The following is a 25,972-nucleotide window of genomic DNA, read 5'->3' on the forward strand; positions in this document are numbered from 1 at the left end:
TCCGTCAGCGCATGGTGGCCCGGGTCGACGGTCGGTCGACGGCCGCCTCGTCGACGGGCGCGGTCGACGGGGACGGGGCGAAGACGATCGTGTCGCGGCCGGCTGCCTTCGCCGCGTACAGTGCCGCGTCGGCCCGGCCGGCCAGCTCCGAAACGGTCTCCGTGCCGTCCCAGATGGCCACCCCGACCGAGACCGTCTGGCCGAGCGGGGTGACCTGCCGCAGATACTCCACCAGCAGCGCCGCGTCGTCGCGTTCGAGGCCGTCCAGAACCAGGCCGAACTCCTCGCCGCCGTACCGGGCCAGCAGGTCGCCCGGGCGCAGCGCGGCCTGCCAGGCCGACGCCGCCGCGTGCAGCAGCGCGTCGCCCGCCGGATGCCCATGGGTGTCGTTGTACCGCTTGAAGTGGTCGAGGTCGAGCAGGGCGACCGTCACCGGGCGGCCGGTGCGCTGTGCTTCCCTCAGACGCTCGGGCAGGCTGTCGTCCCAGCATCGCCGGTTCGCGATCCCGGTCAGGGCGTCGCGGTTGGCCAGCACCGCCAACTGGTCGGCCTGCGTCAGGGTCTGCCGGATCAGCAGACCCATCCTCGTGATCACCAGAAGGAACAGCACGATCGCGCCGAGCGTGATGGGTGCCCAGTCGATGCTGGTGGACTCGTTGACGCCCTGCTCCGCCAGCACGGCCGGGGCCAGTAGCGAGGCGGCGCCGAGCACGGCCAGGCGGCGCCAGGTCAGCGTGACGGCGCGCGCCGGCTGCCGATCCGCGAGGCGAGCCATGCCCGGATGCAGGGCGGCCGCCGACCAGAGCAGGTAGGTCAGCATCCAGAAGACGTCCGCGACCACGCTGGATTCCTGCCCGCCGACGCTGATCAGGGTGGTGAAGACGGTGTCGGCGACCAGGACGCTGACGAGCGCGCCGGTGATCAGCCAATAGCTGCCGGTACGTGCGCCGGGCAGGGTCAGCAGCCGGATCGCGATACAGAGCAGCAGCAGGTCGCAGGCCGGATAGGTGACCGAGATCGCCAACTCGGCCAGACTCAGCGTGGGGTCGTCGGCGAGCGGCCCGATGACGTAGACCCAGCCGAGCAGCGTGACACCGGTGGACACGATGCTCGCGTCGATCAGGCTGCTCCGGTCGCTGCCGCGGGCCCGGCCACGGACCAGAAGCAGGGACGCCGTGATCAACAGCGGAACGCCCGCACAGTAGGCGATGTCGGCGGGCGAAGGATAGAGCTCCTGCCCGGCGTAGAAGTAGAAGGTGAACATCAGCTCACCGACGTTCCACAGGCCCAGCCCGGCGGCGAACAACAACCAGGGCAATCGATGGGCCGGCCGATGACGGCGTATCCCGAGGAGGATCACCACCACGCTGGCGACGCAGAAGAGGTCGTAGATCACCCAGCTGAGCCAGTGGTCCACCGGGACGAACAGGTATCCGACGGTGACCAGGGTTCCGGCGAGCAGCCATGCCACCCACGCCCGAAGTCCGCTTAGCCGATGCACGGCCGGTCCCATCGGTCGCGCGAGCGCCGGATTGAGCCCTTCCGGTCCGCGTCCCGGGGCGGCACCCGCTCGCGGCGGGTTTCGTGAGGGACTCGGCTCTGCCCGGTCAGGCGGGCGTCACCGAGGAGAGCACGAAGTCGACCAGCTCCTCGGCGTACCGGTCGGCTCCCGCCGCCACCTGCGCGCGCAGATCGGCCGGGGTGGCCACCGCGTGGTTGAGCGCCCCGCCGCTGATGCAGTCGAGCAGCAGCGTGACGCTGGTGTCGCGGGACAGCTGACCGCGGTCGATGCCGCGCAGCACGATGGCGCGGGCGGCCGCCACCTGCGAGCGCAGGAACCGGTCCAGGTGCTCGCGCCCGGCCGGGATGCCGCCCGCCTCCACGGTGAGCCGCAGCACCGCCCCGCCGTCCTCGCCCAGGAAGGTGGCCAGCACCTGCCGGGCCAGCGCCACCAGGTCGTCGCGAACCGAGCCGGTGTCGATGTCCTTCACCCCGCCGAGCCGGCTGGCCAGGGTCGCCACGAACAGCGCCTCCTTGTTGGGCCAGCGCAGGTAGATCGAGGCCTTGCCGACGCCGGCCTTCCGGGCGACCGCGTCCACCGAGAACCCGGCCCAGCCGTCGGCGCCGTACACCAGCGCGGCGGCACGGGTGATCCGCTGGTCCACCCCGGGATCGCGGGGACGGCCCGCCGGCACCCCAGCCGTCATCGGCCCTCCCGCCACGTTCGAGATCGGCGGCCAGTCTACGGTCAGGACAGCAGTTTGCGGTGGTCCCAGCTGGCGGTTCGGGCCGGCTGGACCAGGTAGGCGACACGCTTGCGGGCCGCGTGCGTCACGTAGGCGTCCAGCGCGTCGCGGGGCACGTCCGGCATTCGCGCCGCGATCAGCCGGCCCACCGCGGTCACCCCGGGCAGGTCCCCGATCCGGGTCACCCGCCCGGTGATCTGCACGCCGCGCAGCTCGAAGTAGTCCTCGCCGTCCTCGACCAGGCAGGTCAGCCGGGGATCGCGGGCCAGATTCAGCGCCTTCTGCGAGGCCCGGTAGGTCCAGAACGCGATCCGGCCTTCGGCCAGACCGAAGAACATGGTGACCAGGTGCGGGGTTCCGTCCGGGTTGATCGTCGCTATCTGGACCTTCCGGGCGTACGCGAGAAGCGCACCCACCTCGTCATCGGTCATCGTGACCGCGACCCGCTGTTTCACGACGGCTCGCCGAAGGTGGTCGCGGCCAGCGGCAGCGTCTCCTCGCAGACGAACCCGGGCCTGGGCTGCTCGGCGGTGAACACCGTGCCGAGCGCGGCGTCCAGTTCGGTGGCCGTCCAGGTGCCGGTCGCCGCCCGGAAGACGGCCCGCACGGTGGGCGGTCCGAGCAGCGCCACGACGTCGCCGTGCACCACGAACACCTCGCCGGTGATCCGCGCGCCGGACGGCCCGGCCAGATGCACCACGAGCGGCGCCACCCGGTCCGGCGCCATCGGGTCCGGTCCGCCGGGCGGCGGTCCCATCAGGTCGCCGGTCATCGCGGTACGGGCCCGTGGGCAGATCGCGTTCACCCGTACCCCGTGCCTGGCACAACCGCGAGCGGTCGCGAGGGTGAGAGAGACGATCCCGCCCTTGGCCGCCGCGTAGTTGGCCTGGCCCGCCGAACCGAGCAGGAACGCCTCGGAGGCGGTGTTGACGATCCGGGCGTAGACCGGGCCGCCCTCGTCCTTGCTCCGGTCCCGCCACCAGGCGGTCGCGAACCGCGTGGTCACGAAGTGGCCGCGCAGGTGCACCCGGACGACCGTGTCCCACTCCTGCTCGGACATCGAGAAGATCATCCGGTCGCGCAGCACGCCCGCGTTGTTGACCAGCACGTCGAGACCGCCGAACCCGTCCACCGCGGCCTTGACCAGCGCCTCCCCGGTGGCCATGTCGGCCACGTCGCCGGGGACCGCGACCGCCGTGCCGCCGGCCGTCCGGATCCGTTCGACCACCGCGTCGAGCGCGGGCCCGGGCAGATCGTTGAGCACCATCCGGGCGCCCGCGGCGGCCAGCGCCTCCGCCTCGGCGGCGCCCAGCCCCTGCCCGGCCCCGGTCACGATCGCGACCCGCCCGTCCAGCGTGGCCATCTCAGTACCCCGGGCCGCTGAGCAGGCCGCCGTCGGCGAGGAACTCGGCGCCGGTGGTGTAGGACGCCTCGTCGGAGGCGAGGAACGCGACCAGCCGGGAGATCTCCACCGGCTCGGCGAACCGGGCGATCGGCAGCGATTTGAGGAAGCCGCCCCCGTCGACGCCGGTCATGGTCTGCGCGGCGGCCAGCGCCATCGACGTCATCACGCCGCCCGGATGCACCGAGTTGACCCGGATGCCGGCCGGTCCCAGCTCCTGCGCCGCCGACCGGGTGAGGCCGCGGACGCCGAACTTGCTGGCGCTGTACGCGGACAGCCCGGCCGCCCCGGCGAAGCCCTCGATCGACGAGATGTTCACGATCGAGCCGCCGCCGCCCGCGGTCATCGGCGCCACCACCTGGCGGATGCCCAGCCACGTGCCGACCAGGTTGACCTCGACGACCTGCCGGAACTCGGCCGGGTCCATCGCGGCGACCGGCGCGTGCCGCAGGATGCCGGCGTTGTTGACCAGGACGTCGATCCGCCCGTACGCGTCGATCGTCTCGTCGACCGCCACCGCCCAGTCGTCCTCGCTGGTGACGTCGTGGTGCACGAACCGGCACCGGTCCGCCCCGATCCCGTCGGCGACGGCCCGGCCCTTGTCGTCGAGCACGTCGCCGATCACCACCCGGGCGCCCTCGGCCGCGAAGTGCCGGGCGTGTGCCTTGCCCATGCCGCGCGCCCCGCCGGTGATCAGAGCCACCTTGCCGTCCAGTCGCCCCATCGCGCCTCCCGGTGTCGAAGAAGCGCTTACCAAGCGCTTGCTTGGGAGGCTACGCCGACTTGATGCCGTCGAAAAGGAGCCGCAGCAGGCCGTCGACGATCTGGTCGGTGGTCCAGCTCTTCGACGACGCCCACGACGTCGGCAGCCAGAGGATGTCGCGGAGCAGCCGGTACGTCAGCCGCGCGTCCAGGTCGGCCCGGAACACCCCGGTCTCCCGGCCGCGTTCCAGCAGGTCGATCCAGGTCTGCTCGATCTCCTTCATGGCGGTCCGCAGGTACGCGAACCGGGGCTGCCCGGAGAAGTAGTTCCAGTCGCGCTGGAGCATGGTGAGCGCGGCCCGGTGCCGGTCCAGCGTGGCCGTGCTGGACCGGACGATCCGCTCGATCGCCGCCCGCGGGTCGTCGCTCTCGGCCACCGCGGCCCGGTACCCGGCCAGCACGTCCTCCAGGAACGCGCTGAGGATCTCGTCGCCGATCGACTCCTTGGAGTCGAAGTGGTGGTAGAGGCTGCCGGACAGGATGCCCGCGGCGTCCGCGATCTGCCGCACGGTGGTGGCCCGGAACCCCTGCTCGGCGAAGAGGTCGCCGGCCAGCCGGACCAGGTGCGTGCGCCGTTCGGACGGCGTCTTCGAGGTGGTCACCGGGCCATTATGGGCGCCGACCGAACGCTTGCTTGGTACACCCCTCCCGGTTAGCGTAGAACGCGTTCTAATTTTCGAGGAGGTGCCGGGATGCGCGCGGCCGTGCTGCACACGATCGGGGACGAGAAACTCGACATCCGCGACGACGTGGCCGTCCTCGGCCCCGGACCGGGCGAGGTGCGCCTGCGGGTGCGCGCGTCCGGCGTCTGCCACTCCGACCTGTCCGCCCTGCGCGGCGGCCTGCCCCAGCCGGTGCCCGCCGTGCTCGGCCACGAGGCGGCCGGTGACGTGCTCGAGGTCGGCGACAACGTGGACGACCTGGCGCCGGGCGACCGGGTCGCGGTCAACTGGCTGCCCGCCTGCGGTGTCTGCACGCACTGCCGGCGCGCCGAGCCGTACCTCTGCATGACACACGTGATGGCCGGCTACGTGATGCCCCGGTTCACCGCCGGGGACCTGCCGGTCTTCGGGATGGCCGGATGCGGGGCGTTCGCCGAGGAGATGGTGGTCCCGCGGGCCGGGGCGGTGAAGATCGACGACGACGTTCCGTACGAGGTGGCCGCCCTGGTCGGCTGCGGCGTCACCACCGGCGTGGGCGCGGTGATCAACACGGCGCGGGTGCGGCCCGGCGACAGCGTCGTGGTGATCGGCTGCGGCGGCGTCGGCATCGCGGCCGTCCAGGGCGCCCGGATCGCCGGCGCGGCCCTGATCATGGCGGTGGACACGGTGCCGGCCCGGCACGAGGCGGCCCGCCGGTTCGGCGCCACCCACACCGCCACCCCGGACGAGCTGAGCGACCTCCAGATGACGGTGGCGCCGGAGGGCTTCGACCACGCCTTCGACGTCGTCGCCGTACCCGAGACGCTCCGGACCGCGTGGACCGCGTGCCGGCGCGGCGGCAGCGTGATCGTGGTGGGCGCCGGCCGCGCCGAGCACCAGGTCGAGTTCAGCCCGTTCGAGCTGCTCTTCGAGGGCAAACGCATCCTGCCCTCGCTGTACGGCTCCGCCGAACCGCACCGCGACTTCCCCCGCCTGCTGGCCCTCTGGCGGGCCGGCCGCCTGGACATCGAGGGCATGATCAGCCGGCGGCTGCGGCTGGACCAGGTCGGCGACGCGCTGGCCGCACTGGGCAGCGGCGACGTGATCCGCCAAGTGATCGTCCACGACTGATGACCATGCGCCTCGGGATCCAGCTCGGCTACAGCGGCGAGGGCTTCGCGGCGGACGTCGACGAGGTCGTGGAGTACGAGGAGGCCGGCGCCGAACTGGTCGTGGTGCCGGAGGCGTACAGCTTCGACGCGGTGAGCCGGCTCGGCTTCCTGGCCGCCCGCACCCGCCGCATGGGGCTGGCGTCCGGGGTGATGCAGCTCTACACCCGCACACCCACCCTGACCGCGATGACCGCGGCCGGTATCGACTACGTGTCGGGCGGCCGGTTCAGCCTCGGGCTGGGCGCCTCCGGACCGCAGGTGATCGAGGGCTTCCACGGCGTCCGGTACGACGCCCCGGTGGCCCGCACCCGGGAGATCGTCGAGATCTGCCGCCGGGTGTGGCGCCGCGAGACCCTCGTCTTCGAGGGCGACCACTACCGGATCCCGCGGCCGGGGGAGTACGCCAAACCCCTCAAGCTGATCAACCACCCGGTCCGGCCGCGGATCCCGGTCCTGCTGGCCGCCATGGGCCCGCGCAACGTGGCCCTGGCCGCCGAGATCGCCGAGGGCTGGCAGGCGCTGTGGCTCGACCCGCGCGCCGCCGGCCGGGTGTTCGGCGACGCGCTGGCCGACGGCCGGTCCCGCCGCGACCCGGCGCTCGGCCCGCTCGACATCAGCGTCCCGGTGCCGTTCGCGCTGCGCGAGCAGGGCCTGGACCGGCACCGCGCCCAGCTCGCCCTCTACCTGGGCGGGATGGGCGCGCGCGGCCGCAACTTCTCCAACGACCTGGTCCGCCGGTACGGGTACGCCGACGCCGCCACCCGCATCCAGGAGCTCTACCTGTCCGGCCGCCGGGCCGAGGCGGTCGCCGCCGTACCCGAGGACCTGGTCGCCGCCACCTCGCTGACCGGCCCGCCGGACGAGATCCGCCGCCGCCTCGACGCCCTGGCCGGCGCCGGCGTCACCACACTGCTGGTGTCCCCCCTGGCCGCCGAACGTGCCGAACGGGTCAAGGACGTGCAGACCCTGGCCACCCTGCTGGCCACCCGGTGATCACGCCGGGAAGGTGACGACCACTTTCGCCCGGGCGTGCTCGACCATCAGATAGCGCAGCGCCTCCGTGGTCTGCTCGAACGGGTACGCCCGGTCGATCACCGGCACGATCGTCTTCTCCTCGGCCAGCTCCCGCAGCGTGGCCAGCATCGCCGGGTCCGACCTCGCGTTCAGCTGCACCACCCGGGTCCGGCCCAGCCGGCCCACCGTCTGCCCGGCAACGGTCAGCCCCACCGGCCCGATCAGCGACGGACGGCCGGGGCGCGCGTTGCCGCCACCGCCCAGCACCAGCGTCCCGCCCGGGGCCACCGCCCGGCGCAGCGCCCGCAGGGGACGGCTCGCCGCCAGGTCCAGCACGATGTCGTACCGGTGGCCGGAGCGGGTGAAGTCCTCCCGCGTGTAGTCGACCACCTCGGCGCCCAGCGCGGACACCAGGTCGGCGTTGCGGGTGCTGCACACGCCGGTCACCTCCGCCCCGTACGCGCGGGCCAGCTGCACCGCGAACGTACCCACCCCACCGGACGCACCGTTGACCAGCACCCGATGGCCGGGCCGTACCGGCGCCACGTCCCGCACCGCCAGCAGCGCCGTCTGGCCGGCCAGCGGCAGGGTCGCGGCCTCCTCGAAACTCAGGTTCGCCGGGCGGCGCTGCGCCAGCGACTCCGGCACGCACACCAGCTCGGCGAAACCTCCATCGTGGGCGCTCACGTCGCCGAACACCTCGTCACCCGGCGCGAACCGGGTCACCGACCGGCCCACCGCGGTCACCACCCCGGCCACGTCACTGCCCCGGATCGGGGCGGCCGGCCCGCGCCGGCCGAAGATCGGGGACATCAACCGGGCCACGTACGGGTCGCCGCGCATGACGTGCCAGTCCCGTGCGTTCAGGGACGCGGCCCGCACCCGTACCAGAATCTCGTCGTCACCCGGAACCGGCGCCGCCACCTCGGCCATCCGCAGCGTCTCGCCGTACCGGTCCTGCACCATCGCCCTCATGTCTCGATGGTCGGCGCTGGACGGTCCCCTTTCATCGGTCCCCGGTACGCCCCGCAAGCCGTACTAAAGTTCGATCCGCCGCGTCTCGTACGCCCAGATCGCCACCTCCACCCGGTTCCGCGCGCCCAGCTTGTTCATCAGGCTCGTGACGTGCGTCTTCACCGTGCTCAGGGTGATGAACAGCTCGGCCGCCACCTCCGCGTTCGTCCGGCCCCGGGCCACCAGCGCCAGCACCTGCTCCTCCCGCTCGGTCAGCGGATCCACCGGCTGCCGCGGCGCCGGCGCCGGAGCCGTCCCGGCGAACGCCTTCAGCAGCCGGGTCGTGACGGCCGGGGCGATCAGCGCGTCCCCGGACGCGGCCGCCCGCACCGCCTGACCCAGCAGCGCCGTCCCGGCGTCCTTGAGCAGAAAACCGCGGGCGCCCGCGCGCAGTGCCGCGTACACGTACTCGTCCAGGTCGAACGTCGTGATCACCACGACCGGAAGCGGATCCGCGACCGCCGGACCGGCCAGCAGCCGGGTCGCCTCGATCCCGTCGATGCCGGGCATCCGGATGTCCAGCAGGCACACGTCCGGCCGCAGCCGCCGGGCCAGCTCCACCGCCTGCCGCCCGTCCCCGGCCTCACCGACCACCTCGATGTCCGGCTGCGCGTTCAGCATGATCGCCAGCCCGGTCCGGACGATCTCCTGATCGTCCGCGACCACCACCCGAACGCTCACGCCGCCACTCTCGGCAGGGTCGCGCTGACCGACCAGCCACGATCCGGGTTCGGCCCGGCCTGGCACGTCCCACCGAGCAGCCCGGCGCGCTCGATCATGCCGCTCACCCCGTACCCCGGAGAAAGCCCACCGTGCTCGCCGTCGTCGCTCACCTCGAGCCGCACGGACGTCTCGTCCGCCGTCACCCGGACCTCGATCCGGGTGGCGTTGCGGGCATGCCGGCGCGCGTTCGTCACCGACTCCTGCGTGAGCCGGAACAGCGTGGCCGCCACCGCCGGGGACAGATCGTCGACGTCACCGTCCAGCCGCAGCTCCACCGGCGGGCCCACCGTCGACGGCCCGGCCAGCGCCCGCACGTCACCGATGCCCGGCTCGCGCAGCACCCGCACCATCGACCGCATCGACGCCAGCGCCTTCGACGCCTCCGACTCGATCAGCCGCAACGCCTCCACCGCCGACGCCGGATCGGTCTCCGCCGTCGCCTGCCCGGCCTGCGCCCGGATCGCCATGGCCGACACGTGATGCGCCACCGTGTCGTGCAGATCCCGGGCCAGCCGCTCCCGCTCCAGCATTCGCAGGTGCTGCCGCTCCCGCAGCCGCGCCCGGGCCGCGAACCGCATCGCCAGCCCCAGCGCCCCGATGCCGAACAGGATGATCAGCCCGGCCACCACGTCGGCCGCGGTCATCTGCCGGAAGCCCCAGCCGATCGCCAGCCGCCCGGCCAGGATCACCGAACCGGCCACGACCTCCCGGCCGGAACCCCAGCGGAACAGCGCATACGGCAGCAGCAACAGGACCACGGCCATGCTCAGCAGACTCGGCGACCCGGTCAGGAACGGCTCGACCGTGCACGCCCCGAAACCGAGCGCCAGCATCAGCAGCGGGCGCTGCCGCCGCCACCACACCAGAGGCACCACCGCCACCGCGAACAGGACTCCCGCCGGCGCCGACCGGACCACACCCTCGACGACCACGGCCGGCAGCAGCAACCCGGCCAGTGCCCAGTCCCGCCACACCCGAACCGGGGGCGGGGGCGTCGCCCGGGGCTCGTTCCACGCTGCCCACATCCCTCGATGGTATGGCCACCGTCCATATAGTGGGGCGGTGCCGCAGTCGCTGACCTATCTCGACGCCGTCAAACTGCTCGGCGGGTCCGGGCCGCTCATGAAGGTCGCCGACAACGTGCTGGGCGGCGTGCTCAGCGTGGCGACGGCCGGCGGCAGCGAAGCCGCCATCAGCCTCTTCGACGCCAAGACCGAGGCGGTCCGGCTCGGCCACCTGGTCACCGACAAGATCACCGATATCGTACGGGGACAGGCGCGCTACACCCGCAGCGAGCGCCTGCACGCGGCCCACGCCGTCCTGGTCGTCACGTCGTTCTTCACCGCCCTCGACGACTGCCTCGACGCCACCGGCCTGGAGAATCCCGGCTTCACCCGCGACGACCAGATCCTCCTCGCCTCCGCGGTCCGGTTCGACGGGTCCTGGCAGTCGCGACTCCTCGCCGCCCGGATCCCCGCCCCGAGCGCCGACCTCACCCACGACCGCCTCATGGCCGAGCTGGTCAGCTGGTTCGCGTCGCTGTCCTGGCGTCTCGCCGAGCACCTGCGCGGCTTGGCGGTCTGGGAGTCGGCCGGCCTCCGCACCCGGGGCGCCGCCGAGAAGGCCCTCAGGGAGGCGGTGCCCGCGATGTCCGCCGCCCGCTACGAGGAGGCCGCCCGGCAGTTGTCCCTGGACGTGCCCGAGTTCGCCGTCTGGCTGTCCCGGCTCGACTCGCGGGCCGTCTCCCGCGGCCTGGAGGCGCTGGAGTCCACTCTCCTCCGGGCCACGTCGGGCCGCGCGCCGGCCCGGCACCGCGCCGACCTCGCGCTCACCTACCGGGCCGTGCTCGACGACCCGGTCCTCGGCGGCGACACCGGCGAGGTCACCAAGCTCAGCCTCGGGATCTCCTACCTCGACCCGCGTTTCCGGGTGAAGGCCGCCGGCCCGGGCGCCCGCGCCGCCGACGAGGACTGGTGGGCGGACGCCCCGGTCCGCGACGACTTCGGCACCTTCCTGGCCACCTACCTGACCACCCCACAGGCCGCCGAGGCCCCGATGCTGCTGCTCGGCCAGCCCGGCGCCGGCAAGTCCACGCTGACCAGGGTGCTGGCCGCCCGGCTGCCGGCCGCCGACTACCTGGCCGTCCGGGTCACGCTGCGCGAGGTCCGCGCCGAAGCCGAGATCCAGGACCAGATCGAACAGGCGCTGCGCGGCGCCATCGGCGAGACCGTCGCCTGGGCGGACCTGGCCCGCGACGCCGACGCCGCCATGCCGGTCATCCTGCTCGACGGTTTCGACGAGCTGTTGCAGGCCACCGGCCTGCACCAGTCCGACTATCTGACCCGGGTGGCCGCGTTCCAGCAGCGGGAGGCCCGGCTCGGCCGTCCCGCCGCGGTCGTGGTGACCAGCCGGGTCGCGGTCGCCGACCGGGCCCGCCTGCCCGCCGGGAGCCTCGCCGCCCGCCTGGAGCCCTTCGACGAGTCCCAGGTGGACCGCTGGCTCGCCATCTGGAACGACGCCAACGCCGCCTACTGGGCGCGGACCGGTCTGCGGCCGCTCGCCCGCGATGTGGTGCTGCGCTTCCCCGACCTGGCCACCCAGCCGTTGCTGCTGCTCATGCTGGCCCTCTACGACGCCACCGGGAACGCCCTCCAGGACGCCACCGACTTCGACACCGGCCTGCTCTACGAACAGTTGCTGCACGACTTCGCGGCCCGCGAGGTGCGCCGGGTCCACGACGGCCGCCCGGACGCCGAACTGCCCGGGCTCGTCGAGGAGGAACTGCTGCGGCTGTCGGTGGTCGCGTTCGCGATGTTCCACCGGCTCCGCCTCTGGGTCACCACCGAGGAACTCGACGCCGACCTGGCCGGGCTCGGCCTCCGGCCGTCGCGGTCCGGGACGGCCGCGGACTTCCGCAGCCCGCTCTCCGCGGGACAGGAGATGGTCGGCCGGTTCTTCTTCATCCAGCGAGCGCAGGCCTGGCAGGACGATCAAACCCGTCAGACGTACGAGTTCCTGCACGCGACGTTCGGCGAGTACCTGGTGGCCCGGCTCGTGGTGCACGCGGTCCAGGAGGCGGCCGCCCTGTCGAAGGTCCGCTCGATCCGGCTCGGTCAGCAGTCCCAGGACGACGAACTGCTCCAGAACCTGCTCGGGTACACGCCGCTCAGCGCCCGCAACACGATCCTGCCGTTCGTCACCGCCCTGCTGGCCCGCTCAGGTCCGGAGGATCCGCGCGACTGGCTGATCGACCGGTTGCGGACCGCGGTGATCCGTCCGGCGTGGACGCCGCGCGCCTACCAGCCGGTGGACAAGCGGGCCGACCACTGGATGTCGACCTACTCGTTCAATCTGCTGCTGCTCACCCTCGCCTGTGGGCAGCCGGTCCGGGCCACCGAGCTGTACCAGCACGCCAGGGATCCGGCCGGCTGGCTGCGCGACATGGCCCTCCAGTGGCGGGCGGCCGTCCCCGGCGGCATGTTCCTCGACGCGCTGGAACATCTACAGGTGGAGCGGGAGTGGGCCGCCGACGGCCGCCGGGACATGGTGCTGCGCCGCGAGCCGACACCCATGTGGATGGATGTGGATCCGCGTTGGGCGTTCAGCTTCGGGCGCAGCTGGAACTTCCCCGAGGCCGCGTCGAACACCGACTACTTCCCGATGCACACGGCGTTCCGGTCGATGGACCTGAGCAGCTCGTTCTCCGACGACGCGGTCCGGCACGCGGTGGAGGCGGCGTTCGGGCATCTTCCTCCGCAGACGCTGGTGCTTCTCGTCGAGCAGGAGCCCGGCCACGCCGAGTCGGTGGCGCACACCCTGATGAGCCTCTCGATGAACTCCGGTGGGCTGGCCCCCGCACCGAACCTGCTGGCGTTGTACGACCGTGCCTTGAAAGCGATCGACCGGGTACGCCCGCTGTTCCCCCATCTCGGGGACGATCCGGTCCTACTGTTCCTCCGGTCACTCGCCGTCGATGCGGGCCGGCTGCCGTCCGGCGATGTCTTGCGGCTGATCGAGCACCTCGTCACCGCTGACGGGCAACCCGTCGGCGAGACCGGTGTCTTGGCGTTGAGCTGTCTCTCCGCCGGTCGTGGGCAGCCGTCGGAGCGGTACGACCGGTTCGCCGCCGACCTGGCGGCGCGGCTGGGCCCCGCGGACCTTTCCGTCGACGCCTGCCTGCGCCTGCTCACCGCGCTGCCGGTGACCCGCGCCTGGCGCCTCGGTCCCCTACTGGCCGCCATCGACGTCCGGCTGGACGCCGGGGACGTGCTCGAGCGCATCGACGCCGACGCCGACTTCGCGGCCCGCCTCGTGAGCGCCCGGGCCCGCTTCGACGGCTATCGAGACCGGACCGAGTGACGACATCTCCGCGGATGTATGACCGAACCGTGACTGTAAAACTGCACCGACTGGTCGGTACAGTTTCGGGATGCTCCTCTCCCCGAACACGGTGGGCACGCCGCTGCCCACGCGGCGGCGGTGGGCGGCCCTGGCCGTCCTGGCGGCGGCCGTCCTGCTGCTGGCCATCGACAACACGGTCCTGGCCCTCGCGGTGCCGGCCCTCAGCGCGGACCTCTCGCCCACCGCCGAGCAGATCCTCTGGATCGGTGACGTCTACTCGCTGGCGCTGGCCGGACTGCTCGTGCTGATGGGCAACCTGGCCGACCGGTTCGGCCGCAAACGGATCCTGCTGCTCGGCTCGGCCGGGTTCGGGCTGGTCTCGCTGCTGGCGGGGTTCGCCACCAGCGCGGAACAGCTGATCGCGGCCCGGCTGCTGCTCGGTGTGGCCGGTGCGACGCTGATGCCGGCGACGCTGTCGCTGATCCGCAACATCTTCCCGGACGACACCGAACGGGCCCGGGCCATCGCGATCTGGTCCACCGCGTTCGGCGCGGGCTCGGCGATCGGCCCGCTGGTCGGCGGAGTGCTGCTGGAGCACCTCTGGTGGGGTTCGGTCTTTCTGATCAACGTACCGGTGATGATCCTGGTCCTGGTCTCCGGATGGCTGCTGCTCCCGGAGTCCCGCGACCCGCGGCCCGGCCGTTTCGACGTGCCCTCGGCGGCGCTGTCGATGGCCGCGATCGTCCCGGTCGTCTACGCGATCAAGCACGTCACCGGACACGGCCCGGACCCGGTGACCGTGGCGTGCGTGCTGGCCGGTGTCACCGCGGGCGTCCTGTTCGTCCGGCGGCAGCGGCGCCTCGACCAGCCGATGCTCGACGTCGAACTGTTCCGCAGCCCGACCTTCTCCGGTGCGGTCGCCGCCAACATGATCGCGATCTTCGCACTGACCGGGCTGCTGTTCTTCTTCTCCCAATACCTCCAGCTCGCCCGGGAGCACAGCCCACTGGAGGCCGGGCTCGCCGAACTGCCCGCCACCGTCGCGTCGATCGCCGTCGTCGGGGTCGTCGGCGTCGCCGCGGCACGGCTCGGCCGGGGCCGGGCCATCGCGCTCGGCCTGGCGATGGCCGCGGCCGGGCTCGCCCTGGTCGCGGCGGCCGCGCGGGGACCGTACCTCTGGTTGGGTCTTGCCCTTGTCCCGATCGGCCTGGGCATCGGCCTGGCGATGACGCTGACCGGCGACGCGATCGTCTCGGCCGCGCCGCCGCGCAAGGCCGGATCGGTGTCGGCGATCACCGAGGCCGCCATCGAACTCGGCGTCGTCCTCGGCATCGCGGTCCTCGGATCGCTCGCCACCGTGGTCTACCGTGCCGGCGTGAAGATCCCCGCCGGCCTGCCCGCCGGCGACGCCGCGGCGGTCCGCGATTCGCTGGCCTCGGCCCTGCACGTGCTCGACCCGTCGTCCCCGGCGGCCGACGGCGCCCGGGACGCCTTCATCGCCGGCATGCGGATCACCTCCCTGGTGGCCGCCCTGTTCACCCTGGCCGCCGCGTTCCTGGCCGGGCGCCTGATCCCCTCCGTCCGCACCCCGCGCGCTTGACGCCGCCGGTCGCGTCCCGGCGCCGCTGAGACAGCGCTGACGGCCGGCCGGGCACCCCCGTCGGGGCTCGCTGACCCACCCGCCTTCCTCGCCCCGCGCGCGGTGGTTGCCCGGCGGATGTGTCGGCGTGGGGCAGACGCCGCGGCACGATGACGGATGGGTACGGTGGCGAGCGTGGGACGTACGGCGGGCCGGTCACCGGAGGAGACACGACGGGCGCTGCTGAAAGCGGCGGCCGCGGCGATCGGGGCGCGCGGCATCCACGCCTCCCTCGACGAGATCGCCCGTTACGCCGGGGTCTCGAAAGGCGGCCTGATCTACCACTTCGCCAGCAAGGACGAGCTGATCATGGAGCTGGTCCGCACCGAGCTGGCCACCTTCCAGGCCGCTATGGACGCCGAGCTGGACCCGGCCGACACCGCCCCCGGACGGCTCACCCGCGCCTACATCCGGGCCGTCCTGATTCCGGTGGCCGACGACGAGGTCCGCGCCTCGCTCGCCCTGATCACCCAGTTGATGAGCCTGCCCGCGGTCGCCGAGGTGGCCCGCGCCGACGCCGAACGCATCGACGCCGCCCTGGCCGCGGACGGTCTCCCGGAGAGCGTCCTCACCCTGGTGGTGGCCGCCGCGGACGGCCTGAGCTGCACCCCGCTGTGGGGCGGCGCGGTGAACACTCCCGCGGACCGCCGCCTCGCCGAGCGCCTGCTGCACCTCACCCGCCACCCGGAGCTGTGGGAGAACCTCCCCTGGCCCCCCGCAACCCCCGAGCCCTAGCCGGCTGCCCACTCTCGCGATCCTCCACGCGCTTCCGGGCGCTGCCCGCTCGCGGCCGAGCGGCCCTCGCGCCAGCCGTCGCCCGGCCACAGTGCATGGCCGCCGGAAAGCGGGCACACCCGCGGTCGCGGCGCACCCGGTGAGGGCGCTGCCGCCTGACCGGCTGGACCACCCACTCAAGCCCGGCGGGCGCGGCACGGCCCGGAGCGGCAGCGAGCCCGCGTGGAGCGGGCGGGACGGTCCGAAGGGGCGGGGCGGCGTCACGCGTACCGGAGAAGGAGGTTCGTAAGGGAACGGGCCGTGCCGCCGCGCGGGGGCGGCGGCACGGGTCTCGCGTGTGGAGGGTCAGACGCTGATGCGGCCGGCGCCCGCGTTGGCGGTGACGATGGACTTCACGTTGGCGGGGGCGTCGGGTGTGTAGGAGTAGGGGATCGACGCCACCGAACCGCCGGTCTGGCCGCTGCCCGAGTTGACCAGCAGGTTGTTGCGGGCCACCAGGGTTCCGGCGTCGGAGGAGCCCTCACCCAGGTGGAACGGGTCGTCGACGTTCTCGAACGAGTTGGCCTCGACCAGGACGCCGGCGCCCTCGGTGGACGCGACGCCGTACCCGGAATTGTTGTAGTAGTAGTTGTTGTAGACGTGCACCGGGTTGCCGAAACGCACCCGCGGATGCCGCTGGGTCGACGCGTCGAACCAGTTGTGGTGGTAGGTCACCCGCAGATGGCCGACGTCCTGGCTCGCGTTGCTGTCGCTGTGCCCGAGCAGCATGGATTTGTCGTGGGAGAACACCCGGTTCCACGAGACGGTGATGAAATCGGAACCGCGTTTGATGTCCACGGCACCGTCGTACCCATTGCTGAAAGTATTGTGATCCACCCAGATGTTGGTGGCCGATTCCTGTACGTTGATCGCGTCGTCGTTCCAGTTCCGGAACGTCAGATTGCGAATGATCACGTTCCGGTCGCCGTTGATGTTGAGTCCGCAACCGACGATCGCGGCCCCGGCGTTTCCGATGATCGTCTTGTTGGACCGGACCCGTAGCATGCCGGAGCAGGAGATGGTCCCGGAGACCCGGATGACCGCGGCGGACGTCGACCCGACCGCCGTGGTGAGGGCGGAAGCGCTGGTCACGGTGGTGGTGGCGGCGCTGCCGCCGCCGGTGGTGCCGCCGTTCTGGGTGGCCCACCCGACCAGGTCGGTGATCGCGGCCGAGGCCGGCTGCGGTGCGGCCAGCACCGCGCTGACGAGGGCGAGGGGGATGGCGCCCGTCATGAACCGATGAATGCGGCGATGCATTGTGGTGCTCCTTCTCAGATTTCACTGATCCGTCGACCGGTGCCCGATCGGCGGATCTCGGGGGATGAGGGGAGCGCTCCCGGCCCTAGAAAAACATAGGCCCGGATGGATGTGAAGAGATATCCGTTTGCAGGATTTCTGCAACAACTATGCGAATCGCCCCGGCCCGGCCCGTATGGGCAGGTCCGAGGCGAAACGGAAAGGGGTGTCTCAGTTCGGGTCGATCGTCACGGTGACCAGCCCGGTGCCGGGCACCCGGTCCGCCTTCGGCACCGCCTTGCGGACCATCGACGTGGTCGCCTTCAGCGTGTCCATGATGGCGGTGTAGGAGCGGGCGCCCACCGGTTGGTACCGGTCGTAGATCTCCCGCAGGCACTCGCCGGTGACCAGCGTGACCGCCGGCCCGGCCGTCTTCAGGGCGGCGAGCACGTCCTGGTCCGACCCGGCGATGGTGCGGCCACGCTCCAGCACACAGGCGCTGAACCGGAACAGGTCGGCGACGCTGCGCCCGGCGCCGGACAACCCGGTCGCCTGGAGCAGCGAGCGGACCGCCGGGTCGCCCTCCTGCCCCGCGGCCAGCGGGTTCCGGGCCGCCGCGCCGAACTCCCGGTGCGCCTGGAGCAGCGCCTCGGCGGTGCTGTCGCGCAGCGCCCGGCTGTTGGGCAGCAGCAGGTCCAGGTGGCGCAGGCCGGAGTCAAGGGCGATCACCGACCAGTCCAGCCGCCCGGACAGGGTCACCGGGTCCTTGCGGCCCGGCGTCAGCTCCAGGGTGACGACCTGGCCGCCGCCCACCGCGACCGAACCGTCCAGGTACGTCAGCATCGTGTCCCGCACCCCGTCGAGGGAGCCCGCCTCGGACGTCGGCACCGGGCGGACCGAACCGTCGGCGGGCAGGTCCAGCACCATCGGGAAGGGGAACCGGTTGCGGACCTTGACCTGCTGCGATCCGGTGCCGGAGACCACGCAGGCGTCGACCCGCCCGGCCGGGACCGACACGTTCCGGACCGTGACGTTCGCCGCCTTGGGTTCACAGGTGAACGGCTGCGGGGGGCCGGTCAGGTGCTTCAGGGTCTGCTCCAGCGACGCGGTGGCGCCGGCCCGTGCATACCCCCAGAAGGTGGCGACGGTGCCGGGCTTGACCGGCAGCGCCGCGCCCGAGCCGGTCCGGATGGTGTCGCCGGTGACGTCCGGGGTGACCTGCCAGGTGCCCAGCACGAAACCGTCGAACAGCACCGTGTCGCCGCTGACCGCGCGCTCGACCGCGTCGGTGGCGGTGGCGGTCAGCGGGAGCCAGCCGCCCAGCTCCGTCGACCAGGCGAAGACGTTGAGCATCTCCGGCCGCACCCCGGCGGGCAGGTCGCCGTAGTCGATGGTGATCCGCGCCTTGCTCAGATCGCCGCTGTCGAAGGTGACGTCGATCATGTCGCCGACCGGGACGATGCCGGGTGGAAGGGGGCGGTCGTCCGGCAGCGGCTCACGGCTGAACCGGACCCGGGTCTCGCCCTGGGCGACGCCGGGCTGGGTGGTCAACTGGACGTGTCCGTTCAAACCGGACAGTCCGCCGCCCTCGGGTTCGACCAGTTGTGTCCCCGGGACACCGATCGGGCCGCAGGCTGCCAGGCCCACACCCAAGGCGGCCAGCAGACCGCCGGCCAGGATCCCCCGTACGAGTTTCATGTTGCCCTCCCCGGCGGAGGAGGATAACCGGCGTTGGCAAATTCCGGTTACCGACCGCAACGTGTCAACCGTCGCACTCCCGGCCGCCGGGCCCCCGTGCCGGACCGGAAGTCGCCCCCGCATCGTACCGTCGCGGCACCATCCGGGCTGCCCCGATGGAGTGAGACCAGTCGATCGCAAGAGGCCCGGCAGCCCTCGCCGGGCGCGGGTGGGCGCCGGGTGATATGAACCATTGGTGCGTTCACCCTGGCGGCATCCGGCCCGTGTCGTGCCGTTCGCGTTCCTCGTCCTGATCGTCGCCGGCACCGGCCTGATGATGCTGCCGGCCGCCCGCGCCGAACCCGGGCACGCACCGTTCGTCACCGCGCTGTTCACCGCGGCCTCCGCGGTCTGCGTCACCGGCCTGTCCGTCGTCGACACCCCGACCTACTGGTCCCCTTTCGGTCACGTGCTGCTGACCGTGCTGTCGCAGATCGGCGGCTTCGGGATCATGACCCTGGCCACCCTGCTCAGCCTGCTCGTGTCACGCCGGCTCGGCCTGCGCGGCCGCCTGCTCGCGCAGGCCGAGAGCGCCGGCCTCACCGGCGAGAACCTGGCCGGCCTGCTGCGCCGGGTGGCGATGGTCATGCTCATCGCGGAGAGCGCCATCACCGTCGTGCTCACCCTGCGTTTCTGGCTCGCGTACGACTACCCGTTCGGCCGTGCGCTGTGGGAGGCCGTGTTCCACGCCGTGCAGGCGTTCAACAACGCCGGATTCGCCCTCTACTCCGACAGTCTCGTCGGGTTCGTGACCGACCCGTGGATCTGCGTCACCCTGGCGCTCGGTGTCCTGGCCGGCTCGATCGGCTTTCCGGTCCTGTTCGAACTCGCGCGCGAGTGGCGTACCCCCGGATGCTGGTCGACCCACACCTGGCTGACGGTGGCCGGAAGCCTGCTCTTCACGCTCGTCGGGTTCGTGGTCTTCCTGGCCTTCGAATGGCGCAATCCGGGCACGCTCGGCCCGTTGAGCACCCCGGGCAAGGTGCTGGCCGCGTTCACCCAGGACGTGATGACCCGCTCCGGCGGCTTCAACAGCATCGACCTGGGCCGGCTGAACAGCGAGACGATCGCGGTCACCAACGGCCTGATGTTCATCGGCGGCGGCAGCGCGAGCACCGCCGGCGGCATCAAGATCACGACGTTCCTGCTGCTGGCGTACGTGATCTGGGCGGAGATCCGCGGCGAGCCGGACGTGGTGATCCGCAAACGGCGGATCGCCGAGGAGACCCAGCGGCAGGCCGTCACCGTGGCCCTGCTGGGCGTCGCCCTGGTCGCCACCGGTACGGTCGTGCTGGACGCGCTCACCGACGACATCCCGTTCGACCGCGTGCTGTTCGAGGTCACGTCGGCGTTCGCGACGGTCGGGCTGAGCACCGGCATCACCGGCAGCCTTCCGCCCTCCGCCCAGATCGTCCTGGTCGTCCTGATGTTCTGCGGCCGGGTCGGCACCATCGCGGTCGGCACCGCGATCGCCCTCAACACCCGCCGCCGGCTCTACCGCTACCCGGAGGAGAGACCCCTCGTTGGCTGACGAGAAACTGCCCAAAGGCGGCCACGTCGCGGTGATCGGCCTCGGCCGGTTCGGCGGCGCGGTCGCGGAATCGCTGCTGGAACTCGGCTACGAGGTGCTCGGCGTCGACAGCGACCCGCGCCTCGTCCAGGACTGGTCGGACCGGCTCACCCAGGTCGCCGAGGCCGACGCCACCGACGAGGAGGCGCTGCGCCAGCTCGGCGTACACGAGTTCGAGCGGGCCGTCGTCGGCATCGGCACCAACCTGGAGACCAGCGTCCTCACCGTGCTGACCCTCACCGAGATCGGCGTGCCGGAGATCTGGGCCAAGGCGACGAGCGTGAAACACGGCAAGATCCTGTCGTCGGTCGGCGCCGACCACGTGATCTTCCCCGAGACGGAGATGGGCGAACGGGTCGCCCACCTGATCAGCGGCCGCATGCTCGACTACATCGAGTTCGACGACGGCTTCGCCATCGCCAAGGTCCGCGCCCCGCGCGGCGCCGCCGGGCGCACCCTCGCCGACCTCGGCCTCCGCACCACATGGGGGGTCACGGTAGTCGGCACCAAACGCCCCGGCGAGGATTTCGTGTACGCCCGCCCCGAAACCGTCGTCCCGGAGAACGCCGTCCTGATCGTCGCCGGCGACACCGCCAAGGTCGAGTCCTACGCCGACGAGAACTGACGGGCCGGGGCCATCGACAGGAGCGCATATAGTGCGCTCCCATGGGAGATCGCCCCGGATCGTCGTTGTCGGTCACTCCGGACGAGTTGCTCCGGCACTCCGCACATCTGCGTGACATAGCCGGCGAACTCGGCGAGATCGGGCGGGCGGCCGTGACCACGCAGCCGGGCCCGGAAGCCTACGGGCGGATCTGCGCCGTCGTCCCGCGGCTGCTGGACCAGTTCCGGGAGCCCCTCGTCGAGGCGATCGGTGTGGCGGCCACGTCGGTGCGGGACACCGCCGACGCCGTACGCGGCGTGGCCGAGTCCTACGAGCTGAGCGATGAGGCCGCCTCGACCGCGGTCCGCGACACCGGCGGGCGCTGATGGGGAACGCCTACGTGGCGCCACCGGTCGACGCGCCGAAGGACCCCTGGGCCGGGGTCTGGATCGCCGAGGACATCCGGTTGATTCGTCAGGGCGTCGAACGCGGCGACTGGATCGACGGTTCCCTCGGCGTGGCCGGGGCGTCCCTGGACGCGCTGGCCCTTGTCAGCGACCCCCTCGGGGTGCTGGCGCAGTACGGCGTCGCCTGGTTGATCGAGCACGTGGAGCCACTCTGCGAGACGCTGGACCAGCTCGCCGGAGACGATGACTGTGGTGACCGAAGCGGCCGGGCTTCTCGTCGCGGCGGTCCGGGAACTCGTTCGCGACGCGATCGCGACGCTCGTCTCGCGGCTCGTGGTCTACGCCGCCGAGGAAGCCGTCACGTTCGGGGCCGCCACGCCTCTGGTCGCCGAGCAGGTCGGCACGCTCGTGGCCTCCTGGTCGGCGAAGATCGCGCGCTGGGTGCGGAGTCTGCTGCGCAGCCTGGACGATCTCGGCTCCGCGGTCCGCCGCATCGAACGGCACATCGAGGATCTCAAGGATCTTCTGGCGCGGATCCGGGGTGCCGGGAAGGAGGCCGCCGCCCTGCACCGGGTCAAGCGGAAGGGCGCGGGGCCGGTGCAGCTCTACCGGATGGCCACGGTCCGATCGATCGCGGAGAAGTACGGCATCGACCTCTCCGGTCTGCGGATCTCGCTTGCCGATCCGAAGTACCGGGGCACCTGCGGTGAGACCCGTCCGGACGGCTCCATCGTGCTGTTCGTCTCCGGATTCCGCAGTGAGGAGGACCTGGCTCGCACGCTGGCGCACGAGAAGTTCCACCATGACGAGCTCGCGACCGGCAGGCCGTACCCGCGGGACCGGGCGGAGTTCGACGCCTTCGAGGACCGGGCGTACGCCCACGAGGATCTCTGGTGGGACAATCAGCCGATTCGGCCGGAACCGCGGAAGCGATGACGATGACGACGTACGACCGATGGCTCGACGCCTACAGTGCCGCCTACGACACCGTTCCGGAGCCGTTCGAGATCGCCTGCCCGCAGTGCGGTAGCAAGCGTCTGCGACTGGTGTTCACCGGGGATCCGGGGTCCGACGTCGGCTATGCGCATCTCTGGTGCGACAACTGCCTGTACGGGATCGGCGTCTCCCGCACGATCATCCCGGACGGCGCTGTCGTCCAGGACATCCGGCAGGCGCCCGCCGATCGACTGCCGCCGATCCCGAACTATCGGCTGGTCCACTGAATTTGGGGTGGTGGCGTGGCCGGGGGAGGATCGGGGCGTGAGTGGGGACGGGGACCGGCTTCGGGTCGGGTTGCTCGGGGAGCTTCGGGTGTGCCGGGGGGACGTCGATGTGACGGTGCCCGGCGCCCGGCTGCGTGGGCTGCTCGTGCGGCTCGCGGTGGCCGGTGGGCGCCCGGTTCCGGCCGGGGCGCTGGCCGGCGCGGTGTGGCCCGAGGAGCAGCCCGGGGATCCGGCCAACGCCCTGCAATCGCTGATCTCCCGGCTGCGGCGGCTGCTCGGTGGCGGGGACACCGTCACCCAGGCCGAGGGCGGCTACCGGCTGGCGGTCGAGGTCGAGGACGTGGATGTCGGCCGGTTCGAGCGGCTGGTGGCGGCCGGGCGGGAGCGGCTGCGCGGTGACCAGCCGGGCGCCGCCGCCGGTCTGCTGCGGGAGGCGGTCGCGCTGGTGCGCGGGCCGGTCGCGGCGGAACTGGGCGAGGTGGCGCCGGCCCACGCGGTCCGGCTCGGGCGGGTGATCGTCGAGGCGGGCGCCGACCTGGCCGAGGCCGAGGTGGCGCTGGGCGAGCTGGACCGGGCCGCGGACCGGCTGACCGGGCTGCTGGCCGAGCATCCGCTCAACGAACGGCTGGCCGGGCTGCTCATCGACGCGCTCGCCGGGCAGGGGCGGCAGGGCGAGGCGCTCGCCGTCTACGAGGGGATCCGGGAACGGCTCGCCGACCGGCTCGGGGCCGATCCGGGGGCGGCGCTGCGGGAGCGGCATCTGCGGTTGTTGCGCGGTGCTCCGGTCGTACCCCCGCGAAGTGAAGCCGGGCCACCGCGAAGGGCGAGCGAGCCGCGGGGTGAGGCTGAGCCATCGCGATGGGGGAGCGAGTCGCGGGGTGAGGCCGGGTCCCCGCGGAGGGGGAGCGAGCCGCGGGGTGAGGCCGGGTCGTCGCAGCGGGTGAGCGAGCCGCGGGATGACAACGCGCTGCTACGCAGGGTGAGCGATGTCAGTGGCAATCTGCCCGCGCCGCTGACCAGTTTCATCGGGCGGGAGGACGACCTGGCCCGGATCGCGTCGCTGCTGGAGCGCGGGCGGCTGATCACCGTGCTCGGGCCGGGTGGCGCGGGTAAGACGCGGCTGGCGCTGGAGGCGGCCCGACGGTACGGCGCCGGGTACCGGGACGGGACCTGGCTCGTGGATCTGGCGTCGGTGACCGAGCCGGCGAAGGTCGGCGCGGCCGTGGTGACCGCGGCGGGGCTGCGGGGTTCGGCGCTGTTCGAGAACGCCAACCGGGTCCGCCCGGACGGCCGCGACGATCTGGACGTGCTCGCCGAACGGCTGGCCGGGCGGGAGATCCTGCTGCTCGTCGACAACTGTGAGCATCTCGTCGACGCGGTCGCGCACCTGCTGTCGGCGCTGTTGACGCGCTGCCCGGACCTGCGGGTGCTGGCCACCAGCCGGGAGCCGCTGGCCGTCGACGGTGAGTCGCTCGTGCCGTTGGCGCCGCTCGGGTTGCCGCAGCCGGACGCCGGAGCGGCCGGCGCGGTGCGGGCGGCGGCCGTCCGGCTGTTCGCGGAACGGGCGGCCGCGGTGCGCCCGGACTTCACGGTCGGTGACGAGACCGTTCGTGACGTGATCCGGATCGTGCGCGGGCTGGACGGGCTGCCGCTGGCCCTGGAACTGGCCGCGGCCCGGCTGCGGACGCTGGGGCTGGCCGAGCTGGCGGACGGGCTGTCGGACCGGTTCCGGCTGCTCACCACGGGTAGCCGTACCGCCCAGCCCCGGCACCGGACGCTGCGGGCGGTGATCGCCTGGAGCTGGGATCTGCTGGACGGCGCCGAGCGGACCATGGCCGAGCACGTGGCCGTGCTGCCGGGCGGGGTGACCGCGTCGTCGGCCGCCGCGGTGACCGGCCGGGCCGCCGGCGCCGCGGATCTGCTGGCCGCCCTGGTCGACCGGTCGCTGCTACAACTGGCGCCGGGCGGCCGCTACCGGATGCTGGAGACGATCCGCGAGTACGGCCTGGAGCGTCTCGCCGAGCAGGGTGTCCTCGGCGAGGTCCGGGACCGGGCGGCCGCGCACCTGGCGGCGCTGGTCGCCGAGCACGATCCGCGGCTGCGGACCGCCGGGCAGATGGCCGCGCTGCGGGTGCTGTCCGCCGAGTACGACAACGCGCTCGCCGCCCTACGCCACCTCTGTGACTCCGGGGACGCCCCGGCCGCGCTGGCCCTGGCGCTGAACCTCTGCTGGTACTGGCAGATGTTCGGGCGCAGCGCCGACGCCGCGTACTGGCTGGGCGAGGCGCTGGCGGTGCCCGGCGAGGTGGACCCGGCGGCGGCCGCGTGCGCCGAGGCGGTTCTGGTGATCAACCGGACCGGCGCCGAGCCGGCCCTGATCACCGAGTCGATCGAGCAGCGCCAGGGGCGGCTGCGGGACATCGCGCTGCGGATCGCCGGCGAGGAGGACCTGCCCTGGCCCGCCGGTGGCCTCGCCGTCGTCACCCTCTACCACGCCGGGGAGATCGAGCTCGCGGATCGCCGTCTCGCGCGGCTGATCGACGGGCCGGACCGGTGGGCGGCGGCGCTGGCGCACATGTTCCGGGCCCAGATCGCCGAGAACAACGGCGACCTGGAGCTGCTGGCGTCGGACGTCACGGCGGCGCTCGCCGGGTTCCGGGAGATCGGCGACCGGTGGGGGCAGGCCACCGTGCTGCCGCTGCGCGCCCTGCTGCGCCAGTACGACGGCGACCTGGACGGCGCCCTCGCCGATCTGCGGGCGGCCCGCGCGTTCGCGGCCGAGTTCGGTTCGCTGGACCTCTCCGACGAGATCTTCATCGACCTGCGCTGGGCCGACCTGCACATGCGCCGCGGTGAGCTGGGCGAGGCCAACACGGCGCTGCTGTCGGCCCGCGCCCGCGCCGAACGATCCGGCTCCCGCGAGATGGCGCTGCTGGTCGACGCGCTCGAAGCCGGGATGCTGCTCTTCCAGGACCAGGTGGAGCGGGCCGGGGAGTTGATCGCCCGCGCCGGGGAGGGGCTCGGCGCCGGTGAGTTGCCGCTGATGGGCGGCGATCACGGCTGCGCCATCGTCGGCGCGATCCGGGCCGCGGTGGCGCTGCGCCGCGACGACCCGGAGGCGGCGGAGAAGTCGCTGATGGTGGCGTACCCGGCCGCGGTACAGACGCAGGACATGCCGATACTAGCGATGGTCACCGTCGTGGCGTCCGGGCTGGCGCTGGCCCGCGGCCGGGCGGGCGACGCGGCGGTGCTGCTCGGGGTGGCGGCCCGGCTGCGGGGCGCGCACGACCACACCGATCTTCAGGTGGCCTCGATCGCGGCGCGGGCGCGGGCGGCGCTGGGGGACGGCGGGTTCGGGGAGGCGTACGCGTCCGGATGGACCGCCGACCTGGAGGCCGGGGGGGGGGGGGCGGGCCCCCCCCCCCGGGGGGGGGGGGCCCCCGGGGGGGGGGGGGCCCCCCCCCGCG

General features: G+C 72.7%; 22 protein-coding genes. 11 read left to right on the forward strand and 11 right to left on the reverse strand.

From position 1 onward, the window contains the following. Positions 1–4: 4 nt before the first annotated feature. From J5X75_RS45865 to J5X75_RS04810, 6 genes are all read right to left on the reverse strand, one after another. Positions 5–1,501: a GGDEF domain-containing protein gene (locus tag J5X75_RS45865; protein ID WP_208466036.1), complete on the reverse strand. Its 1,497-nt coding sequence runs from the start codon at positions 1,499–1,501 to the stop codon at positions 5–7. 106 nt (positions 1,502–1,607) lie between these two features. Continuing rightward, positions 1,608–2,207 carry a TetR/AcrR family transcriptional regulator gene (locus J5X75_RS04790; protein ID WP_208466037.1) on the reverse strand — a complete coding sequence of 200 codons (600 nt, stop codon included), beginning with the start codon at positions 2,205–2,207 and terminating at the stop codon, positions 1,608–1,610. Between the two features lie 41 nt (positions 2,208–2,248). Continuing rightward, a complete protein-coding gene (locus J5X75_RS04795) occupies positions 2,249–2,701 on the reverse strand; it encodes a pyridoxamine 5'-phosphate oxidase family protein (protein ID WP_372450833.1) in 453 nt (150 codons plus the stop codon). Then, positions 2,698–3,609 (reverse strand): SDR family NAD(P)-dependent oxidoreductase, encoded by a 912-nt coding sequence (locus J5X75_RS04800; protein WP_208466038.1) that lies wholly within the window; start codon positions 3,607–3,609, stop codon positions 2,698–2,700. The genes J5X75_RS04795 and J5X75_RS04800 overlap by 4 nt, the downstream gene beginning before the upstream one ends. A gap of 1 nt (position 3,610) precedes the next feature. After that, positions 3,611–4,372, reverse strand: coding sequence for a glucose 1-dehydrogenase (locus J5X75_RS04805; protein ID WP_208466039.1), 762 nt, complete (start codon positions 4,370–4,372; stop codon positions 3,611–3,613). A 49-nt stretch (positions 4,373–4,421) separates the two neighbouring features. Continuing rightward, positions 4,422–5,012: a TetR/AcrR family transcriptional regulator gene (locus J5X75_RS04810; RefSeq protein ID WP_208466040.1), complete on the reverse strand. Its 591-nt coding sequence runs from the start codon at positions 5,010–5,012 to the stop codon at positions 4,422–4,424. Between the two features lie 90 nt (positions 5,013–5,102). Here J5X75_RS04810 and J5X75_RS04815 point away from each other — a divergent pair, with 90 nt between their 5' ends. Both J5X75_RS04815 and J5X75_RS04820 read left to right on the forward strand, forming a co-directional pair. Continuing rightward, positions 5,103–6,182: a Zn-dependent alcohol dehydrogenase gene (locus J5X75_RS04815; protein ID WP_208466041.1), complete on the forward strand. Its 1,080-nt coding sequence runs from the start codon at positions 5,103–5,105 to the stop codon at positions 6,180–6,182. Next, positions 6,182–7,216, forward strand: coding sequence for an LLM class F420-dependent oxidoreductase (locus tag J5X75_RS04820; protein ID WP_443607020.1), 1,035 nt, complete (start codon positions 6,182–6,184; stop codon positions 7,214–7,216). Before J5X75_RS04815 ends, J5X75_RS04820 begins: the two co-directional genes overlap by 1 nt. On the opposite strand, the gene J5X75_RS04825 is transcribed toward J5X75_RS04820, so the two are convergent. The 3 genes from J5X75_RS04825 to J5X75_RS04835 all read right to left on the reverse strand — a co-directional run bounded on the left by J5X75_RS04825 (position 7,217) and on the right by J5X75_RS04835 (position 9,999). Beyond that, positions 7,217–8,212, reverse strand: coding sequence for an NAD(P)-dependent alcohol dehydrogenase (locus J5X75_RS04825; protein ID WP_208466042.1), 996 nt, complete (start codon positions 8,210–8,212; stop codon positions 7,217–7,219). It lies immediately after the preceding gene. Positions 8,213–8,275: 63 nt separating this feature from the next. Then, positions 8,276–8,932, reverse strand: coding sequence for a response regulator (locus J5X75_RS04830; RefSeq protein WP_208466043.1), 657 nt, complete (start codon positions 8,930–8,932; stop codon positions 8,276–8,278). After that, positions 8,929–9,999 (reverse strand): sensor histidine kinase, encoded by a 1,071-nt coding sequence (locus J5X75_RS04835; protein ID WP_208466044.1) that lies wholly within the window; start codon positions 9,997–9,999, stop codon positions 8,929–8,931. The genes J5X75_RS04830 and J5X75_RS04835 overlap by 4 nt, the downstream gene beginning before the upstream one ends. Positions 10,000–10,036: 37 nt before the next feature. On the opposite strand from J5X75_RS04835, the gene J5X75_RS04840 reads away from it, so the two are divergent. From J5X75_RS04840 to J5X75_RS04850, 3 genes are all read left to right on the forward strand, one after another. Next, a complete protein-coding gene (locus tag J5X75_RS04840) occupies positions 10,037–13,333 on the forward strand; it encodes an NACHT domain-containing protein (protein ID WP_208466045.1) in 3,297 nt (1,098 codons plus the stop codon). A 70-nt stretch (positions 13,334–13,403) separates the two neighbouring features. Continuing rightward, complete coding sequence (locus J5X75_RS04845) at positions 13,404–14,915, forward strand: MFS transporter (RefSeq protein ID WP_208466046.1); 1,512 nt, start codon at positions 13,404–13,406, stop codon at positions 14,913–14,915. Positions 14,916–15,089: 174 nt separating this feature from the next. Further along, on the forward strand, positions 15,090–15,689 hold the full coding sequence (locus tag J5X75_RS04850) for a TetR/AcrR family transcriptional regulator (RefSeq protein WP_208466047.1): 600 nt from the start codon (positions 15,090–15,092) through the stop codon (positions 15,687–15,689). 345 nt (positions 15,690–16,034) lie between these two features. Here J5X75_RS04850 and J5X75_RS04855 read toward each other — a convergent pair whose 3' ends face one another. Both J5X75_RS04855 and J5X75_RS04860 read right to left on the reverse strand, forming a co-directional pair. Continuing rightward, positions 16,035–16,985 carry a pectate lyase family protein gene (locus J5X75_RS04855; protein WP_208466048.1) on the reverse strand — a complete coding sequence of 317 codons (951 nt, stop codon included), beginning with the start codon at positions 16,983–16,985 and terminating at the stop codon, positions 16,035–16,037. 210 nt (positions 16,986–17,195) lie between these two features. Beyond that, positions 17,196–18,662 carry a hypothetical protein gene (locus J5X75_RS04860; RefSeq protein WP_208466049.1) on the reverse strand — a complete coding sequence of 489 codons (1,467 nt, stop codon included), beginning with the start codon at positions 18,660–18,662 and terminating at the stop codon, positions 17,196–17,198. Positions 18,663–18,897: 235 nt separating this feature from the next. Here J5X75_RS04860 and J5X75_RS04865 point away from each other — a divergent pair, with 235 nt between their 5' ends. From J5X75_RS04865 to J5X75_RS45300, 6 genes are all read left to right on the forward strand, one after another. Continuing rightward, positions 18,898–20,232, forward strand: a complete 1,335-nt coding sequence (locus J5X75_RS04865) for a TrkH family potassium uptake protein (protein ID WP_208466050.1) — start codon at positions 18,898–18,900, stop codon at positions 20,230–20,232. After that, the gene (locus J5X75_RS04870) at positions 20,225–20,896 is read left to right on the forward strand and encodes a potassium channel family protein (RefSeq protein WP_238487302.1); all 672 of its coding nucleotides are present in this window, start codon (positions 20,225–20,227) and stop codon (positions 20,894–20,896) included. Before J5X75_RS04865 ends, J5X75_RS04870 begins: the two co-directional genes overlap by 8 nt. 41 nt (positions 20,897–20,937) lie before the next feature. Continuing rightward, positions 20,938–21,261, forward strand: a complete 324-nt coding sequence (locus J5X75_RS04875; protein WP_208466051.1) for a type VII secretion target — start codon at positions 20,938–20,940, stop codon at positions 21,259–21,261. 273 nt (positions 21,262–21,534) lie between these two features. After that, positions 21,535–22,218, forward strand: a complete 684-nt coding sequence (locus J5X75_RS04880) for a hypothetical protein (RefSeq protein ID WP_208466052.1) — start codon at positions 21,535–21,537, stop codon at positions 22,216–22,218. 2 nt (positions 22,219–22,220) lie between these two features. Continuing rightward, positions 22,221–22,505, forward strand: coding sequence for a hypothetical protein (locus J5X75_RS04885; protein WP_208466053.1), 285 nt, complete (start codon positions 22,221–22,223; stop codon positions 22,503–22,505). Positions 22,506–22,542: 37 nt separating this feature from the next. Beyond that, the coding region (locus tag J5X75_RS45300) for an AfsR/SARP family transcriptional regulator (RefSeq protein WP_208466054.1) at positions 22,543–25,972 on the forward strand (3,430 nt) is incomplete at its 3' end.

The organism is Actinoplanes flavus, from assembly GCF_017592555.1.
GTDB classification, from domain to species: Bacteria; Actinomycetota; Actinomycetes; order Mycobacteriales; family Micromonosporaceae; genus Actinoplanes; species Actinoplanes flavus.

Excerpts from the sequence above, each read along its gene's own strand:
- J5X75_RS04790 (WP_208466037.1), bottom strand. The coding sequence starts at position 2,207 with ATGACGGCTGGGGTGCCGGCGGGCCGTCCCCGCGATCCCGGGGTGGAC.
- J5X75_RS04800 (WP_208466038.1), bottom strand. The coding sequence starts at position 3,609 with ATGGCCACGCTGGACGGGCGGGTCGCGATCGTGACCGGGGCCGGGCAG.
- J5X75_RS04805 (WP_208466039.1), bottom strand. The coding sequence starts at position 4,372 with ATGGGGCGACTGGACGGCAAGGTGGCTCTGATCACCGGCGGGGCGCGC.
- J5X75_RS04815 (WP_208466041.1), top strand. The coding sequence starts at position 5,103 with ATGCGCGCGGCCGTGCTGCACACGATCGGGGACGAGAAACTCGACATC.
- J5X75_RS04820 (WP_443607020.1), top strand. The coding sequence starts at position 6,182 with ATGACCATGCGCCTCGGGATCCAGCTCGGCTACAGCGGCGAGGGCTTC.
- J5X75_RS04825 (WP_208466042.1), bottom strand. The coding sequence starts at position 8,212 with ATGAGGGCGATGGTGCAGGACCGGTACGGCGAGACGCTGCGGATGGCC.
- J5X75_RS04835 (WP_208466044.1), bottom strand. The coding sequence starts at position 9,999 with ATGTGGGCAGCGTGGAACGAGCCCCGGGCGACGCCCCCGCCCCCGGTT.
- J5X75_RS04845 (WP_208466046.1), top strand. The coding sequence starts at position 13,404 with ATGCTCCTCTCCCCGAACACGGTGGGCACGCCGCTGCCCACGCGGCGG.
- J5X75_RS04855 (WP_208466048.1), bottom strand. The coding sequence starts at position 16,985 with ATGCATCGCCGCATTCATCGGTTCATGACGGGCGCCATCCCCCTCGCC.
- J5X75_RS04860 (WP_208466049.1), bottom strand. The coding sequence starts at position 18,662 with ATGAAACTCGTACGGGGGATCCTGGCCGGCGGTCTGCTGGCCGCCTTG.
- J5X75_RS04875 (WP_208466051.1), top strand. The coding sequence starts at position 20,938 with ATGGGAGATCGCCCCGGATCGTCGTTGTCGGTCACTCCGGACGAGTTG.
- J5X75_RS04885 (WP_208466053.1), top strand. The coding sequence starts at position 22,221 with ATGACGACGTACGACCGATGGCTCGACGCCTACAGTGCCGCCTACGAC.